The sequence below is a fragment of the Edaphobacter flagellatus genome, from assembly GCF_025264665.1.
Classification (GTDB): Bacteria; Acidobacteriota; Terriglobia; order Terriglobales; family Acidobacteriaceae; genus Edaphobacter; species Edaphobacter flagellatus.
This window is the reverse complement of the sequence record NZ_CP073697.1, coordinates 1,768,534-1,783,440: the sequence shown is the minus strand read 5'-3', so window position 1 is coordinate 1,783,440 and position 14,907 is coordinate 1,768,534. Positions and strand designations below refer to the sequence as shown.

General features: G+C 58.8%; 17 protein-coding genes. All 17 read right to left on the bottom strand.

The window, feature by feature from the left end:
- Nucleotides 1-21: 21 nt before the first annotated feature.
- On the bottom strand, nucleotides 22-192 hold the full coding sequence (locus KFE13_RS18675) for a PqqD family protein (protein WP_390891617.1): 171 nt from the start codon (nucleotides 190-192) through the stop codon (nucleotides 22-24).
- A gap of 363 nt (nucleotides 193-555) precedes the next feature.
- Nucleotides 556-1,464 (bottom strand): CpaF family protein, encoded by a 909-nt coding sequence (locus tag KFE13_RS07595; protein WP_260706561.1) that lies wholly within the window; start codon nucleotides 1,462-1,464, stop codon nucleotides 556-558.
- 177 nt (nucleotides 1,465-1,641) lie between these two features.
- Nucleotides 1,642-3,672, bottom strand: a complete 2,031-nt coding sequence (locus KFE13_RS07590) for a type IV secretory system conjugative DNA transfer family protein (RefSeq protein WP_260706560.1) — start codon at nucleotides 3,670-3,672, stop codon at nucleotides 1,642-1,644.
- Nucleotides 3,673-3,688: 16 nt separating this feature from the next.
- On the bottom strand, nucleotides 3,689-4,006 hold the full coding sequence (locus KFE13_RS07585) for a hypothetical protein (protein ID WP_260706559.1): 318 nt from the start codon (nucleotides 4,004-4,006) through the stop codon (nucleotides 3,689-3,691).
- 239 nt (nucleotides 4,007-4,245) lie between these two features.
- The gene (locus KFE13_RS07580; RefSeq protein ID WP_260706558.1) at nucleotides 4,246-5,316 is read right to left on the bottom strand and encodes a hypothetical protein; all 1,071 of its coding nucleotides are present in this window, start codon (nucleotides 5,314-5,316) and stop codon (nucleotides 4,246-4,248) included.
- A complete protein-coding gene (locus KFE13_RS07575; protein WP_260706557.1) occupies nucleotides 5,313-6,317 on the bottom strand; it encodes a hypothetical protein in 1,005 nt (334 codons plus the stop codon). The genes KFE13_RS07580 and KFE13_RS07575 overlap by 4 nt, the downstream gene beginning before the upstream one ends.
- Nucleotides 6,318-6,373: 56 nt before the next feature.
- A complete protein-coding gene (locus KFE13_RS07570; RefSeq protein WP_260706556.1) occupies nucleotides 6,374-6,670 on the bottom strand; it encodes a hypothetical protein in 297 nt (98 codons plus the stop codon).
- A gap of 2 nt (nucleotides 6,671-6,672) precedes the next feature.
- Nucleotides 6,673-6,981, bottom strand: coding sequence for a hypothetical protein (locus KFE13_RS07565; RefSeq protein ID WP_260706555.1), 309 nt, complete (start codon nucleotides 6,979-6,981; stop codon nucleotides 6,673-6,675).
- 85 nt (nucleotides 6,982-7,066) lie between these two features.
- Nucleotides 7,067-7,438: a single stranded DNA-binding domain-containing protein gene (locus KFE13_RS07560; protein ID WP_260706554.1), complete on the bottom strand. Its 372-nt coding sequence runs from the start codon at nucleotides 7,436-7,438 to the stop codon at nucleotides 7,067-7,069.
- A complete protein-coding gene (locus KFE13_RS07555) occupies nucleotides 7,435-7,854 on the bottom strand; it encodes a single-stranded DNA-binding protein (RefSeq protein WP_260706553.1) in 420 nt (139 codons plus the stop codon). The genes KFE13_RS07560 and KFE13_RS07555 overlap by 4 nt, the downstream gene beginning before the upstream one ends.
- 32 nt (nucleotides 7,855-7,886) lie before the next feature.
- Complete coding sequence (locus KFE13_RS07550) at nucleotides 7,887-8,294, bottom strand: single-stranded DNA-binding protein (protein ID WP_260706552.1); 408 nt, start codon at nucleotides 8,292-8,294, stop codon at nucleotides 7,887-7,889.
- A 588-nt stretch (nucleotides 8,295-8,882) separates the two neighbouring features.
- Nucleotides 8,883-10,700, bottom strand: coding sequence for a DNA cytosine methyltransferase (gene dcm, locus KFE13_RS07545; protein WP_260706551.1), 1,818 nt, complete (start codon nucleotides 10,698-10,700; stop codon nucleotides 8,883-8,885).
- Nucleotides 10,697-11,077, bottom strand: a complete 381-nt coding sequence (locus KFE13_RS07540) for a hypothetical protein (protein WP_260706550.1) — start codon at nucleotides 11,075-11,077, stop codon at nucleotides 10,697-10,699. The genes dcm and KFE13_RS07540 overlap by 4 nt, the downstream gene beginning before the upstream one ends.
- Nucleotides 11,078-11,079: 2 nt before the next feature.
- The gene (locus KFE13_RS07535; protein WP_260706549.1) at nucleotides 11,080-11,757 is read right to left on the bottom strand and encodes a type IV secretion system protein; all 678 of its coding nucleotides are present in this window, start codon (nucleotides 11,755-11,757) and stop codon (nucleotides 11,080-11,082) included.
- A gap of 5 nt (nucleotides 11,758-11,762) precedes the next feature.
- Nucleotides 11,763-12,584 carry a type IV secretion system protein gene (locus KFE13_RS07530; RefSeq protein ID WP_260706548.1) on the bottom strand — a complete coding sequence of 274 codons (822 nt, stop codon included), beginning with the start codon at nucleotides 12,582-12,584 and terminating at the stop codon, nucleotides 11,763-11,765.
- Between the two features lie 3 nt (nucleotides 12,585-12,587).
- On the bottom strand, nucleotides 12,588-13,427 hold the full coding sequence (locus KFE13_RS07525; protein ID WP_260706547.1) for a hypothetical protein: 840 nt from the start codon (nucleotides 13,425-13,427) through the stop codon (nucleotides 12,588-12,590).
- A 234-nt stretch (nucleotides 13,428-13,661) separates the two neighbouring features.
- Nucleotides 13,662-14,900, bottom strand: a complete 1,239-nt coding sequence (locus KFE13_RS07520) for a TrbI/VirB10 family protein (protein ID WP_260706546.1) — start codon at nucleotides 14,898-14,900, stop codon at nucleotides 13,662-13,664.
- Between the last annotated feature and the right edge of the window lie 7 nt (nucleotides 14,901-14,907).

Below are 14,907 nucleotides of genomic sequence, written 5' to 3'. Positions count from 1 at the left end.
GGATGGCATGGGCCTTTTACCTCATTCAGAGATCAATCCGCGGTGCTTGAGTTCGTCCACAAAATCTTCCACGTCCCTCATTACGGCAAGTGAGCTTTCTCCTGTGGTAAGAGCAAGCGAGCCCGCGATCGAAGAGATGCTTTCGCCGCGTTGGAGTCCCTGCCAGATGTATGAGCCGGTTGTGTTAAGCATGGAGATCGAGCCACGCTCGACATCAAGGATCGCTGCGCCATCGGGGTTTATCGCTGTAGGGAATCTGGATTGCTGTGACACGATGAGACCTCGAGAGGTGGGGATTCCCGGTCATTACATGGGAGGAGCATAGGCGTGTATTTTCAGTTCGCAACAGAATTTTTGCGTCGTGTCGGATGAGTCACAGAATGCGCGGCTGACCATAGCGACTGGTTTCGTCGTTATCGCTACCCAATGCTTTGCGACTCAGTAAGATGTGCAGAATGAACAGCGAGCTTCGTAGCGGCCAGTTTGTTGGCTGACCGCACCATTTCGCCATCGGTCGGCTTCTGCTGTGACGGATCCACACCGCGGGTTCGGATGCTAGATATGTTTCGCGATTCGCTTTACATCTTCGACGCGTCGCCCACCTTCTCTCCTGCTGATATACACAATGAGATCGAGGGAGCGTTCGGCATCCTCTTCGGCCACACTGAGTTGCAGATTGGCTGCGCTCCGGATCGCTAGGCTTGCAAGACGACGTAGTGCTTCGTTAGCGCTACTCGCGTGGATGGTCGCCAATGTTCCTCGGTGTCCAGTGTTCATGGCGTCGAGAATAGTAAGGGCTTCGACTCCACGCACTTCTCCAACGATGATCCGGTCCGGCCGGTGCCGAAGAATGGCTTGGAGCAGGTCATTGAAAGTAACAGTGCTGCGATGGGTGTCCTTCTGTGACTCCGTTGCGACAACGTGAGGCTTGCGAATGTGAAGCTCCGCGGTGTCTTCGATCAGAAGAATCCGCTCACGATCTGGGATAGCATCAGCGAGTACTCCCAGCAGGGTTGACTTTCCGCTACCGGTCCCACCAGCAATAAGGATGTTTTCTTTGTTGCGGACAGCATCGGAAAGTAGCTCGCCTTGCTCTGCGGTGAGCATTTCTGTGCATATCAAATCGGCGAGCGTGAAGTCGCGCGAGGTAAACTTTCGGATCGTGACCAACGGATTGGGGTTCACGATCGGTGGAATCATCGCGGCCATGCGGCTGCCATCGGGTAGCCGGAGATTCATGATGGGTGAATCCGAATCGAGTTTCTTCCCAAAGCGATTGGCGATCACTTCAAGCCCAGTAAGCAGCGCGCCATCGTCGAAGCGGAGGTCAGGCATTCGCCGGATTTCGGCCTTTTCCTCGATCCAGACGGAGTTGTCAGGATTGATCATGATCTCCGAGATGGTCTTCGATTGGAGCAATTGTTCGATGGGTCTGAGAAACGGAATGATGACATCAAAGCTCATGTTCGGTCCTCCTGTATGTCAGAAAGAAATTGAAAAGTGATCGTCGCGGTCGCGGCGATGGGAATGTGGGAATCGCAACGCGATTTCCAAAGACAGTGGGAAGGACGAGAAACAGCGCGACCGTCTTCCGGGCTTTCCACTGCCCGTCATTTCCATCGCCGACAACAGGGCATACTCTCAAATCCGTCGTGGATCGAAGTCGATCTTTTCCTGGTCGAACCAGTTCATGGTGATGGGCAAGAAGTCCGGCTTGAGATAGCAGTACGTGGACGGTAGCGGGCTAACGCCATCGAACGCAACCACGATGGACTGAGCGTTCTTGAGATCGAAGAAGACCTTCTCCTCGAATACCGGCTCCTTCTGTTTCTGATACTGCTTGACCGCTGCTACGGAACCTTTACTTGCAGACGTACGACCCGAGAGCCATCCGACATTTGCGTTGGTCGAGGTTTCAGATAGGGTGTATCCGATCCGGGTCCGATCTTCCTTGCCACAAAGCTCCGATGCGTAGCGGGCGGTTTCGGGATCGGAGGTCGTCAGGAAGACCTTCGTGCGAAACGCCTGCAGCAGCGTTTTGACACCTTCATTCGGCAGCGCGTCCTTGAGGCTGGCAACCGACTGCGTGGCGACAATAGGGATGCAGCGCGGCTGACGTGACAACGAGAGAAATCGCTCATCACCCGTGGGATTGTCACCGCCGACTGTAGCGAAGTTCTGATACTCATCACATACGAAGACAGAGGCACGATAGAGTTTCTCCGGTTCGGCATCCATCCTGGGGATGCGCAGCAGCATAGCGCGTTGGTAGTCGATCTTCATCATGGTCCCGATCGTCTTTGCGAGCGCCGGGTTCAGGGCTACGGGGAAGTTGAGTCCAACGACTTTGCCGGACTCGATCAACTCTTCGAATGGGCGCATGACGATGCCGTCAGGATCGGACGCGCAAGGCTTGCCTTGATAGAGGTCCTTCGGTGGGCAGAAGACGCGGCGAACATCGGGATCGGTCTCGAAGAGGGAGAGGAATACCGCGATGCCCTGAACAATGGACGTCTTCACCTCAGAGCGGAAGAACTTCCAGTGCTCCCAGTACCAATACTGGACGCTCCGGAATCGCTCGCGAGCTCCGGGATCGGATGGCTTGCGGGAAAATACGAGAAACTCGATAGATGTCTGTTCGGTTAGGGCGGTCTCCAGTGGTTCATCCCACCTCGCTATATATAGGTTGGCCCTCGGATTCCATTTGAAGCCGAGCGGGGCGAGTTGTTTCTCCTCGCTGAGGTACTCCTCTCTCTCAACGCCGATATAGCTCGTAGTGCTGAACTGCGACCCTACCTCAACCAGCAGCTCTTCGAGCCGTCCGGCGCTGATGACGGTCTGAAAAACGTCGACCAGCGTCAAGTATCCGTCACGGATACGGTGGAGCAGGATCACGTAGCGGACGAGATCGGTGTAGGACTGCTGCCAGAAGGGTTCCTTCCCTTTGCCCCAAATCGAGGTGATGATGGAGGCGATGTTGAATGCCTGTGCATATGGATCGAGAGAGTTGTTCAGCGGGTTATAACGGACGTTTCCGTCGAGTGAGACTTCGATGTAGTCATCTTCACGTCCGCACCATTTCAGGATGCGCTGGAGTTGCCGGCAAAGATCACCTTTTACTTCCAGAACGATTCCGGAGAGCTTGCGGTCGGCATCGTTGGCTTTGTATGCGAAGAGCTGCCGCATCGCTGGAAGGATCAGTCCATAGGTTTTTCCCGAACCTATAGAGCCGAAGGAAGCGATTCCGGTATAGAGGCCTCGCTCGGGAATGGACAGCCATGACGGTAATGCACTTGCTCTCGGCAGCAGCCTGCTATGCACTTCGCCAAGAATCAGGAAGAGGTCGTTGCGCTTCTGCGGATTGGGATAGGGCGGCAACGCGCCGGGATTCAACTCCAGTTCACTCTTATAGAGATGAACGTACAGAAGGGAGAAACCCATCGAGAAGAAAATAAACGGCGAGGTGTAAAGGAAAGCTTTGTAACCCATCAACAGCGTATGGATGATCTGAGGCCGCTGGATCTCGGCCAGGCGGAGCAGTGGATCAGCAAGGTCAATAGGCAGCAGCGAGTTAAGGACAATGCCACACGCGGCGCTGAGCCCAATCGAGAGCAGAAAGCGATGCGCGACCAGCGGGCGGATGATGCGTTGAATGCACGGGGATGACCGCATGGGCTATGACCTCCTTTCAGGAATGAGTGGTGTTATTCGGCACTGAAGTGTCCGGCTTCGCAGCTGCGTCGGATGCTTGTTTGATCGGGGTCAGAGCGGGTTTCGTGCCAATGGTGTTCCGTGCGGGATTTGCAGGCAGGCCCGCTTTGTGTTTAAGGAAGTCCTCTTCCTGCGCAATGGCGAAGCGCAGTAGTTCGTTGATGACATACTGCGTTTCGTTGTTCGACCAGCTAGCCATCAGCTCGATATCGTCGGCGATAGTCTGGTCGATCGAGGATTGCAGCTTGGCGCGGCGGACGCGGCTCACTCCATGCTGTAGTTTCAGTCTGCTCATGAGCATCTCCTGTGGATGAAGTTGGAATCTGTTGTGTATCTCTGGCGGATGCGAACGGTATCAGTGAATGATCTCGAACCAATCCGGTTGGCATACGGTGGAGATCAATCAGGCATCAGCAAAATATCTGCCGCACATACGCTAAGCATTGGAAGGTGGCGAGGGGGGGAGCGACCAGCGCGGCGACAGCCGTCGCGTCAGCCCCGGAGGGGTGGGGTCGCTCCCCCCTCGGCACCTACTTACCCCTCATCACCTCCTTCGCTAAATAGCTGTTCCTGCATGGTTTGTTCCCCTAGAATTGGCCTCCGAATAGACCGCACCATAGACCCAAGCTCCGGCTTAGGCTGACTCTCGAACTTGAAGCGATGGAGCGGATAGCTGTACGGAAGAACAACGGGGATGAGCTTCCGGCGCTGTGCTGATTGTTCGAACTGCTGCCGGACACGCTGGGCGTTGGCTGTGCCCGATGCCAGGAGTGCGTGATGTTCGGGACGGGTATAGAGAGCGTCGCCCTCGCGGAGCAGAGCGAGATCGCGCAAAGTAAGAGCCGACTTCCTGGAGTCGGCAAACTCACGCGCGCGAAGATAATCGAGGAGATGGTCGACGCCACGAGGAGTCAGCGGCGTCATTCCCCGCTCCTGCTCATCGGGAAGCTTCGTAGAGAAGATTCTCGTTGCACGGTCAAAGTCACGGTTCGAGTCAGCGAGGTACAGCAACTCGAAACCGTGGAGTGATCGGAAAAGCGGAGCGTGACGGTCAAGAAAATGCTCGAAGCCACTCGCCGAGAGGGCGCCCTCGTCGACATAGCTGAACGAAATGCCGCCATCCTTATTAATGAGGAGCGGAAATTCTTCCGCAAAGACCACGCCCCGAGAGAGAGGGAGAACGGATTCGGTCAGGCCGAGGGCGCTAGTAAAGTGGTGGACCTTCGACTCCCGGGTGTCGAGGAGCGTCTCGCCGAGATGGTCGAGTACGAAGTCCAGGACCATGAGGCGGGACTTGATGGTGGCATCGCTTTTCAGCCGGCGATGGTGCGAAGCGCCGAGCCCGGCCGCCGAATACACCTCGGTCGAGGTGAGGTGATAGACAAAGCGAGCCTGCCCGCAGGCGATGCTTTGGATGTGGCCCAGCGCGGAGGCCCGGCGCAGGAACTGCGCGGCCAACGCGCCCCGGCCCCGCTCGATAAAGCGCAGATACTGGCGGCGAAGAAAATACCCCGAGTGCAGGGCGGCGAGATACAGGAACGCGGCCTCGCGTTCCGTGTAGCCAGCCACCTGCAAAATCGGGATGGGATCGTAAGCGAGCGTCATAGATCGAAGATGTCCCGCATCATCTGGTGTTCGTCCTCGATCTTGGCCGTGATGCTTGATCGGTCGGAACCGGAGGCGTAGTTGCGGAAACCTGCCTGCGCCTTGGCCCGCAGGTGCCCGCGACGGTACGCCGCAGTTAGCACTTCGATGTCCTCATGACCTCCCGTGCGTGAACCCTGATCCGGCTCCTGGCTCTGGGCCTCATCATGCTTCCGGTCGAACTCAATCCTGGCGTCGGGGATCTGGATGCCGCCATCCACGAACGGGAGGGAGTGTTTGGCGGCTACCTCCTGCTTGATCTCGCCCATGTCGCGCTTCGGATCGACCTTCCGCGCACGATAGATGTCCTTCTGGACATCGGCTTTGATCTCGAAGTCGAGCTTCACGCGAAGATTCGTACCGCCGTCCCGCTCGATGCGCTGGGCGGCATCGCGACAAGCGCGATAGATGAGCGAATCGTGCTCCATCTCGCGCGGCTTGACGAAGCCGTAGTAGACGGTCTGGCCCTGAGGCACCTCGCCACTTTTCTTAAGCCACCTGCGACCATCGCGGGTAAGCGTGGCGACCTCGACACGATCAATCTGTCGCCGGGTTCCATCTCGGCGAAGGTTGATGTGGCGGGTCTCGACCAGCCCCTTCGATTTGAGGAACCGCAGGTCCTCATCGAGCTTGCGCTGCTTGCCGTCATAAATGGTGTCGGCGAGATCGCGGGTGCGGACGACACGGAAGCGCCCGACCTCCAGCATGACTTTGCGCTCCTCGGGGCGAAGCTGCATGCCGATAGTCTGGGACGGGATGCGGTCGCGCCGGGTTCGCCGTGGGTCTGCGCCTTCGCGCGGATCTCTGGTCCGGCGCGGAGGGGTGGAGACCTCGCGGTCGCGCTCCGGACGCCTGGAGGGCGAGGAGCGATGCGGGGTCTGGTTCTTGCGTCCCGTGCCTGCGCGCTCTTTCAGGGATTGAAGGTGTCGCTGTACGGACGTGGGCTCTTGGGTCGGGGGCACACGGGTCTGCGGAGGAGTTTCTCTCCGGCGAGGCAGGTCCTGAGGGATATCGATCCTCATGCTTCTTCACCGTCCTCGGCGCCACGCTCCGCAGGAGCAGGCGGAAAGTCCATCGACGTTTGGTCGGTCACAGACTTTGCGGCGCCTTTCTTCCCCCGTTTCGCGGTGGGCGAAGGCGCAACGGTTTCGTCAGAAGCCGGAGCGGCCTTCTGTCCGTGGCCGACGACCCGGCGCACGTCGTAGTCGTCGACACAGGTGAATCGGTTCATCTCTTTCTCGGCCTGCTCGCGTAGTGCGCGGATCTTCGCGACCAGGTCTGGAGTACGTTCCAATGGAGAGTCGTCAGTGTGCATGGCTAGAGTTGTTCCTCCTGGTCACTGAATCGAGATAGGATCTCTGCCGACAACTCGCTCTTGCCAGTGTGAATCTCCTGATCGAAGTGCTTGAGCTTGCGGCCTGTGTCGCGCAGGAAGAACTTGCGTTCGATCCAGATGGTCAGGCCGAGGAGGTTCGTGAAGAGCAGAGCGCAATAGAGGGCGATGGTCTTTAGATAGGCGTGCAGGATGAGAGCGCGCCACGCAGTGAGGAACACAAACTCGCGTGACATCCAGAAGATGAGCGCGAGAAAGACTAGCGTCGCGACGAAGACAGCATTAGCGATCATCGAGATTCCTTTCCGCCGCGCAGCGCATGCGGCACGAACAAAGAAAGGCAGAGAGGAGAGCCTCTCTGCCGGAAAAAGGACGGCGTTAGCCGTCATATTTTTCAACCACACCGACGGCGGGAATCTCCAGCCTGCGGACACGCAAAGCATGGACCTCGTAGACGGGATGGTTCAGGTTTACTTCGGCGTAGTGGTAGATGATGAGGCGTCCTTTGATCTCGACGTAGTCGCCCTGCTTCATCTCTTTCAGGGACTCGCAGAATGCGGCGCCTGGGCAGATCACCCGAAACCAGCCGCCATGGGAAACCCACTCATTGGCAGGCCGCCACCAGAAGCCGTCATCCATGCAGACGGTGAGGACGATGTACGGAACCTTGTCGGTTCGCGTCAGCTGCGGTTCCTCGGCATCTTTGCCGAGGAAGCCGCGAAGTTTGAGACTGTTGCGGAAGAGGTTCATGGCTGAACCTCCGTGTTATCGTCGGAGTCGCCGTAATCGACCAATGCTTCGGGTCGGTCCAGCGGCTGAATGCGGACTGCATGGACGGCATAGGTTGAGTGCTTGACCGAAAAGCGTTCGCCGGCAACGACGACGCCACGATCTTGTTCCAGAGCGCGCAACTCCCCTTCGACTTCGAGGTAGTCGCCGCGCCTCATGCCACGCACCATGCCGCAGAAGAACGGACCGGGGCAGATGATGCGATGCCAGTCGGTGCGCGGTATCCACTCGTTGTTCCCGAGATCCCATCTGCCGGAGACGGTCGCCAGCAGCAGGACTGCGAAGGCATCTTTGGTGATGCCCTGTAAGGGTGGCGCCTCAGCGTTTCTGCCGAGAAAGCCTCGTAAAAGGACGCTATTGGAAAAGAGAGTCATCACGCCACACCTCCCGTTAGGGAGGACAACGCCGCTTACGCGGCGTCATCCTCCGTAATGGGCTCGGCGTCGAGGTTCTCGCCCTTGGCCGGTGCTGCGAGCTTCTTCACGGTGTTGGCGCGCACTTCCTTGTCGCGGAAGGTGACCTTGACCTTGTTCTTGCCCTGCACGATTTCCTTCTCATAATCGGTCGAGCGCGTTTCGCCTTCGACTTCCACGTAGTCGCCCTTCTTGAGGCCCTTCGCGAAGTCTGCGGGCTTGCCGAAGGCGACAATGCGGTGCCATTCGGTGTGGTTCACCCACTCCTTCTTCTGCTGGTCCTTATAGCCGGACTTGGTGGCGAGCGAGAGGACGACGAAGGTCTTCTGGTTGCGGGTTGCGAAGTTCTCGGCGTCCTTGCCGAGGAAGCCCTTCAGAGTGATTTTGTTTTCGTAGAGTGCCATTGCTTTTCTCCTGTTTGGATTTGCCCTGTTCTTACTCGGGACACTCTTGCGCGAAGCGACGCGAGTGTGCCCCGCTCCCAAGGCCAAGCGGCGCTTTTTTGGAAGGTTCGGAAAATCTTTTCGTCCGCGCACTGTGCGGAGTTTTGCCGAAAAGATTTTCTGAAAGCCGAAACCCCTTGGGGCGCACGTAGTGCGAAGCAGAGCCGCGCAGCTGCCGCAGGGCGCGGGATAAGCACCGAGCGAGTGACCGAGTGAGACATGGGCGAATCCGGGAGAGATGGCGCTTTACGGAAACACCTGTCTGAACGAGTGTCTGGAGAAGGATGCGCCTGATTCGCCACCTGCACGCTGGAGTCGTCCGTTCTGTCGCGCATCCCATGCGGCATGGATCGGCAGGGAGTGGGTGAATCGCACTTTGCGGTCGTCCGTATTGTTGCCTGCTTGCGGACAGTCCGAGGGTCTGCTCATGGGCGACTACGTGGAAGCTGGAGCTGCGCGGTCCGCGGGACGAATGGATGCGGGCGGGCCGAAGGTCAAGATCTCGTTTCTTCCGCAAGGACAGCGCCAACACTGTGAAGGAGCGGATGCTCATGGCTCCCTCCTCGCGTCGTGCTCACGGAGGATCGCATCGACTTGAGCGATGCGTTGTCCGATCCAGCGCATGACGGGGACAGCCATCGAGTTGCCGAGAGCTCTATAGCGGGGACCATCGGAGGCCAGCTTTTCACGGTATTCGACCAGCGTGTAATCGTCGGGGAATCCTTGCAGGCGCTCGCACTCCCGCGGTGTGAGGCGACGGACGGCCATCTGTGGGCGCAGAAGATTCGGGGGGCTACTGCTGGTGTCAGAGCTGTCTATTTGCTTGCTGTAAGAAGCGGCCAGCGGCGAGGCTACGGATTGTTCCTGTAGGACGGCAGTAGTCGAACTATTTTCGATGCTTCCCGGAGCACGCGTGCGCAGACTTCCCGCGATCTCTGTCGACGATGCCGCACTCGCTGTACCGTCGCTGCCATGGAGCGTAAATGCTGCGGGAGCGGGACTCTCTTCGAGACGAGCCTGAAGAACACCGTCGATCTGGTTGCTGCCGCCTCGGGCACTGCTCAGGCTTCCGTGAACGTCACGCTCTCGTGCCTCTCCACGTTGATTGGTACTGAACGCAATGGCGATCTGTCCGCCGCCATTTGCGTGACTGCCATCATGTCCCATGCCGCGCAGCGTAGGTGCGATGTCGTCCGCGTCGGCTCCGTGATCTTTTGCGGAGAAGGCGATGTAGCTATTCGTGCTTCCGCCAGTCGAGGCGCGAAGACTGGCGGACTCTGAGACCTCTGGCATGGCTCCGCCCTCGCGCCCACGCAGATTGAAGGCAACAGCCTGAGCGCCGCCACTTTCCAATGTGTGTGCAACGTGGTCGGAGAAGCCGGAGCCGTTGGACTGCGTATGCGCAGTGCAGATGGCGACTGGCACCATGGGCGTTCCACGCCCGGTGCCATCCTCGCTCGCGTCGAAGCCATCGGCGGAGAGCGAGTGAGCGATCAGCGTTTCCGTCTCGAAGTCCTGCCGGCCCATGCCTCCGGCGTTGAGGCAGTGGGATATTTCCTCAGTGGAGGAGATGACGCCGACGCCTAGTTGATTGCGGACGAAGCCATCCTTGCATCCTGCATCGATGGTGGGAGCGGTGTCTGTGAGGCGACCGCCAGCAGGGCCGACTTCAACACCGGTGGAAGTTCCTTTCCGCGCTTCTCGGCGCGGCGGAGGATACCCCGACAGGCTGTGCTGCTCAAGTAATACCGCTCGGGGACCTCTCCAGTCTCCAAGATGTCCGACAACGAAGACGCGACGCCGTCGCTGGGGTACTCCAAAATGCTGAGCGTCCAGAACTCGGTATGCGATCCCGTACCCGAGTTCGACCAGCATCCCGAGGAAGGCTCCAAACGTCCGTCCATCGTCGATCGACAGGACGCCGGGGACGTTCTCCCACACCAGCCATAAGGGCCGGAGTCTCCCAGCAAGCCGAGCAAACTCGATGGTGAGGTTGCCACGCGGATCATCCAGTCCCGCTCGCTTACCGGCGACGGAGAAAGACTGGCAAGGTGTCCCTCCTGCCAGAAGGCCGATTGTTCCCACATCCTCTTTACCTATCCTGGTGAAATCTCCCGCGTTGATGACGTCGCCATCGGCAGGCAGAGTAACGACGTTGCGAATGGCTGCCGCGCGATGCTTTGCTTCTTTGCGATCCGGCGCGGCCTGCGGGCTGGGCATGTACACAGGCCGCGATGCGCGATAGCGCGAGCGCAGCAACCAGCAGCAGAAGGGATCGATCTCCGCAAACATGGCTGGTTGCCAGCCGAGAGGTTGCCACGCAACCGATACGGCTTCGATTCCCGAGCACACGGAGAGATACCTCACGCAAGGCTCCGGGCCATGCGCTTCCGTTCACAGAGAACTTCAAGCGCGGAGATGATGTGCTTCATCGACGTGTTGCGGCCATAGAGCACCATGTCCGCGTAGCGGACGGGTGCGAGATCGCCGGCACGGTCGACAAGCAGGACCGGAATATGCAGATCGGATTCGAGTAGACGATGAATAAGCCTGCCGGCAAAGTCGCCCTGCTGTGCATGTATCAACACACCGCAAGCAACGCCACTCGCCATCATGACGGCAGCAGCGGAGCGACTGTCGTCGATGGCCGTTACCTCATACGGTTGTAGGCGCAGCGCGAAGGCTGTAGCGGAGAGCAGTTCACGGTCGGCACAGTAAAGCAGTATGGGCTTCTTCGGTCGCATGGTCAGTTCCCGAATGCCTGGTCTTCGTGGACGTAGCTGATGACGACACCCAGCGGGTTAGTGAGAAGCATCGCGTTGGGCACTTCGTCGCGGAAGGCGTAGATGACATTTGCAATCCATCGTTCGCGACGCTGTTCCTGTTGATCGCCGGGAGAATAGAAAACCTTCTCGAACTCAATGTGGGCGCGGTAGGGCACCAGCCGCGTGTCGTCGAGCACCACCGCCTTGATCTCAATGTCGACGTTCGCGGCGCTGGGGTCGAGCAGAAAAGTGTCGAGTGTCTTTTGCTGGTTGATCTTTGCCAGGGTTGCGGACTGCAAAGGATCGGAAAGAAAGCTCAGCGACTGCGAAAAATCTCTCTGCAACGTTGCGTGGTTTCGTCCGTAATAGAGTGTGGTCCACCGCGCAAGGTAGTATTTGCTGACGCGCTCGACCGGGACCTTCGAGAAGTCGTCGTAGTTCATCACCTGGCCGCGTCCGAGGTCGGAGACAGCGATGACAAGCGGCTTCAAATGAGAGGCAGCTACTTGCGCGCGATAGAGGAGCGCCAGACAGCCAAGCGCAACGACAGAGAGCACGAGCAGCGCAACCTTGAGATAGCTGTTGGTGATGACAGGCTCGGCATAGAGTTCCAAGAACTTGTGCCCTGCTTCAGTCGTGGAGTAAGGAGTCTTTGCCATGGCGATCAATCCTTATTGAGGTCGACCCACGTCCCGGCTCGGCCGCCGAGGATGGAGCCTGTGAGTTCAGGAATCTTGTGCAGGCCGTAGACACAGACGAAGGCCAGTGTCAGCAGCGCGGGAAGCAGCGTCACGATGTTCGTGAGGTCGAGTGTTCCGATGACGTGAAACATACCGATGATGACCTTCGAGAAGACGAAGATGAAGGCGCTTGCTACAACCTGATAGAAGCTGAAGCCGATAAAGGCTTTGAGCCAGCCCCAGAAGAGCCAGTCCATCTTGGGCACGATGAACCAGGGTATGAAGATCGGACCCACGAGTACGCAGACGGCAGTGGCCACATAGCCGTAAGCGATAACTGCGAAGACGAACGCCTGCATGATGGCGAGAGCTATCTCTGCGATAAGCCAGGCGAGGTCTTCCTGCGGGCTGAAGAGACCCGGAGGTGTACCGAGTTGCTGCTCGGCGGAGGTGATGGAGTCGACGATGTCCTGCGCATTGTCGGTCTGGATCTGCGCGGAGATCTGGATAGCCTCTTTGGTGATGAGGTCGGAGAAGCTGTAGCTCGTGCCAGGGATCGGCGTCGAGTAATACGTGAGCATGCCGAGGCCGAAGGCGATCATCAGAATCAGGTCGGCGAATTTGGCGAAGTGAAAGCCGCCATGTCCCTGCGAAGCAGACAGGGCTGCCTTCACGCCGAACCAGACGACCAGGATCGTCGCAAGTCCGCGAAAGATATCGCGCCCCGTCGCCTGCAATGCGGCGCTGTGCGCCGACAGCAGCTCGTTGATGGCCTGCGAAAGGAAGGTGAGATAGTTCTGTCCCATGAGCTACCTCGCGTTCGGGCTGAGAGAGATGGACTGGATGGACTGGGTCATGCCTCCGGTGGTCAGCTGCATGACATTGGGGAAGTTCTGCTGGAAATAAATGGCGTTGTTGATGGCGCGGTTCTGCGCGTCGATCTGCTGCTTCTGCGCTAGCAACTGCTGTTGCACGGAAGCTGCGAGAAGCTGGTTGGTATTTTCCTGGGAGTGGATCTGCAGTAGCGTAGCGGAGTTGATCTTGCCGAGCAGAGCGTTCTCTGTCTGCTCGGATGGATCGTTCGAGAAGGTGTCCGATTCGAGGTTGGCGAGCTTCTGCGCAAACGACTGCGAATCAGAACGAATGGTGCCTAGCGTGGCCAGCGCATTGGTGGTGGTGCTTTGCGCTATCTCCGAGGTGGCGTACTGATTGGCAACGATGGCCTGAGTGCGGGTGCCGAGGGACGAGTAGCTGCCCGAAGGGTAAGTCTGCGGCTGAACGTAGGCGCCGTTGTATCCCTGCTGCGCCTGGGTGAGCGCGCCGAAGTTGAGTGCGTTCACCAAAGCGGAGGTGTTGCCGTAGGTGTTCGGTGTCGACTGGAGACTCGTCCACTGCGCCCAGTCCGCCTTGTACCTTGCGGCAAGGTTCTGCGGCATCTGCGACATCTGGTAGGCGAGGTTGTACATGCTGACGATCTGATTGCGGGTTGCCACCGCAGTCGTGTAGAGCTGCGAGGCCTGCTGAATCTGCTGGATGGCGTGGGCGGACTGCGTCGGGTCATAGACAATGCCGGAGCCAAACTGAGCATGCGCCAGAGGCGCGCACAGAGAGGCAAGAACGGGGACAAAAGTGAAGATGCGGGACTTCATGGAAGACTCCTTTTGTTGGGCCAGGGTGTTACACCATGGCGTTGGGCGGAAAGACAGGTTGAGATGGTGGAACGGGACGCTGCGGATGGCGATGCTGCCTGCATCCGCATCCCTTCGAGCAAGGAGCTGCGGACGGCAGCCGGGCGCCGCAAGGCGAAGGCTTGCCGGGTCGCGAGGGCGAGGCGCAGCCAAGCACGAGCAGACAGGCAGCGAGTGAAACGAGCGGGGAGCGCATCAGAACACCTCCGACATGTCGTGGTTTTCGTATCCGGGCAGGAGCATGTCCTGGGTGATGTAGACCTTGATCCGGTGGCCCTCACGGATCGTGATGGTAGGCGGGATATTGATGAAGCGGTCGAGAACGTTTGCTCCGGACTGAGAGAGGTTCGAAGCGATGCCGGCCTTGTACGCTTCCGACCCCGACTGGTTGTATCCCTGATTGGCGTTGCTGGCTTCTGCTGCACCGGAGATCACACCGAGGGCAATGCTGGCGCCGAAGATCTCCATGTAATGGTTGTTGACCTTGTCCTTGATGCCGGTGGCTCCGGCCTGATCGAGACCGTGGAACTGGTCGAGATCGACGGAGTAGCCATCGGGCATCAGCATGCGATGGAAGGTCACGGCGAGACGCTTCTGGCCGAGGCTTGAGACCTTCTGAACATCGCCGAGGATGAAAGTGCCCTCGGGAACGAGCATGTGCTGGCGGTCCTGACTGTAGACGGGGTTCGTGACCATCACTTTCACCGGACCGGAGAACTCCCCATCGAGCCGGTTGACCAGCACCGTGTCGATGGTCGTGCCCTCGAAGACGACGAAAGGCTGACCGTGGGCAGAATTGACGTTTACCTCGAGTGGACGTTTGTTGTTTGTGGAAGAAGGTGTGGAGGCATTCTGCGGAGCAGGAGCCGGCGGCAAGCTGGCAGAGCGAGCCGCATCAACGCCTGAAGAGCGCGCGGCGCCGTCATGCGAACCAACTAGGTTCGAAGCGAAGCGCGCTTTGAAGGCCATCTCCTTTTCTGCATCCGCGATGGGGTCTCGTGGTGGCTCAGAAGCCTGAGCAGCCACAGGCGGAGGCAACGGCGAAGCAGGAGCCGGAACGCCAAGCTGCGCAGAATTCATCGTCGGTGTGGTACCAGTGGGCGGTGTGGAAGCGCTCGCGCGTTGCGCGGCGGCCTGTCGTTGCTGGGCGCTCAGATCCTGTTCAAGTTCCTGAATCTTCCGCTGGTTTGCGTCTGTGGAGAGAGTGGACGAGGCCGCCGGCGCAGTCTTTTCTGCCGGCTGTGGACGGTTCTTCGAGAACATAACGGCCATCAGGATCAGCACCGCAAGCCCGGCGACCACATAGCCCTGCGCTTGCTTCGGAACGACGCCCTCAGGCAGCTTGCGCTTGTCCCGCAACTGCGCGTTTGGGACCTGCGCGGTCGGCGGATCCTCGTGAGATTGCACTTCTGGAGCAAGTTTCTCGTCTGCCATCGGCGCA

What these genes read in the sequence shown, in the direction of transcription:
- KFE13_RS07550 (WP_260706552.1), bottom strand. Translation starts at nt 8,294, where the DNA reads ATGGCACTCTACGAAAACAAAATCACTCTGAAGGGCTTCCTCGGCAAG.
- KFE13_RS18675 (WP_390891617.1), bottom strand. Translation starts at nt 192, where the DNA reads ATGCTTAACACAACCGGCTCATACATCTGGCAGGGACTCCAACGCGGC.
- KFE13_RS07595 (WP_260706561.1), bottom strand. Translation starts at nt 1,464, where the DNA reads ATGAGCTTTGATGTCATCATTCCGTTTCTCAGACCCATCGAACAATTG.
- KFE13_RS07530 (WP_260706548.1), bottom strand. Translation starts at nt 12,584, where the DNA reads ATGGGACAGAACTATCTCACCTTCCTTTCGCAGGCCATCAACGAGCTG.
- KFE13_RS07520 (WP_260706546.1), bottom strand. Translation starts at nt 14,900, where the DNA reads ATGGCAGACGAGAAACTTGCTCCAGAAGTGCAATCTCACGAGGATCCG.
- KFE13_RS07535 (WP_260706549.1), bottom strand. Translation starts at nt 11,757, where the DNA reads ATGGCAAAGACTCCTTACTCCACGACTGAAGCAGGGCACAAGTTCTTG.
- KFE13_RS07570 (WP_260706556.1), bottom strand. Translation starts at nt 6,670, where the DNA reads ATGCACACTGACGACTCTCCATTGGAACGTACTCCAGACCTGGTCGCG.
- KFE13_RS07590 (WP_260706560.1), bottom strand. Translation starts at nt 3,672, where the DNA reads ATGCGGTCATCCCCGTGCATTCAACGCATCATCCGCCCGCTGGTCGCG.
- KFE13_RS07525 (WP_260706547.1), bottom strand. Translation starts at nt 13,427, where the DNA reads ATGAAGTCCCGCATCTTCACTTTTGTCCCCGTTCTTGCCTCTCTGTGC.
- KFE13_RS07580 (WP_260706558.1), bottom strand. Translation starts at nt 5,316, where the DNA reads ATGACGCTCGCTTACGATCCCATCCCGATTTTGCAGGTGGCTGGCTAC.
- KFE13_RS07560 (WP_260706554.1), bottom strand. Translation starts at nt 7,438, where the DNA reads ATGAACCTCTTCCGCAACAGTCTCAAACTTCGCGGCTTCCTCGGCAAA.
- KFE13_RS07540 (WP_260706550.1), bottom strand. Translation starts at nt 11,077, where the DNA reads ATGCGACCGAAGAAGCCCATACTGCTTTACTGTGCCGACCGTGAACTG.
- KFE13_RS07585 (WP_260706559.1), bottom strand. Translation starts at nt 4,006, where the DNA reads ATGAGCAGACTGAAACTACAGCATGGAGTGAGCCGCGTCCGCCGCGCC.
- KFE13_RS07565 (WP_260706555.1), bottom strand. Translation starts at nt 6,981, where the DNA reads ATGATCGCTAATGCTGTCTTCGTCGCGACGCTAGTCTTTCTCGCGCTC.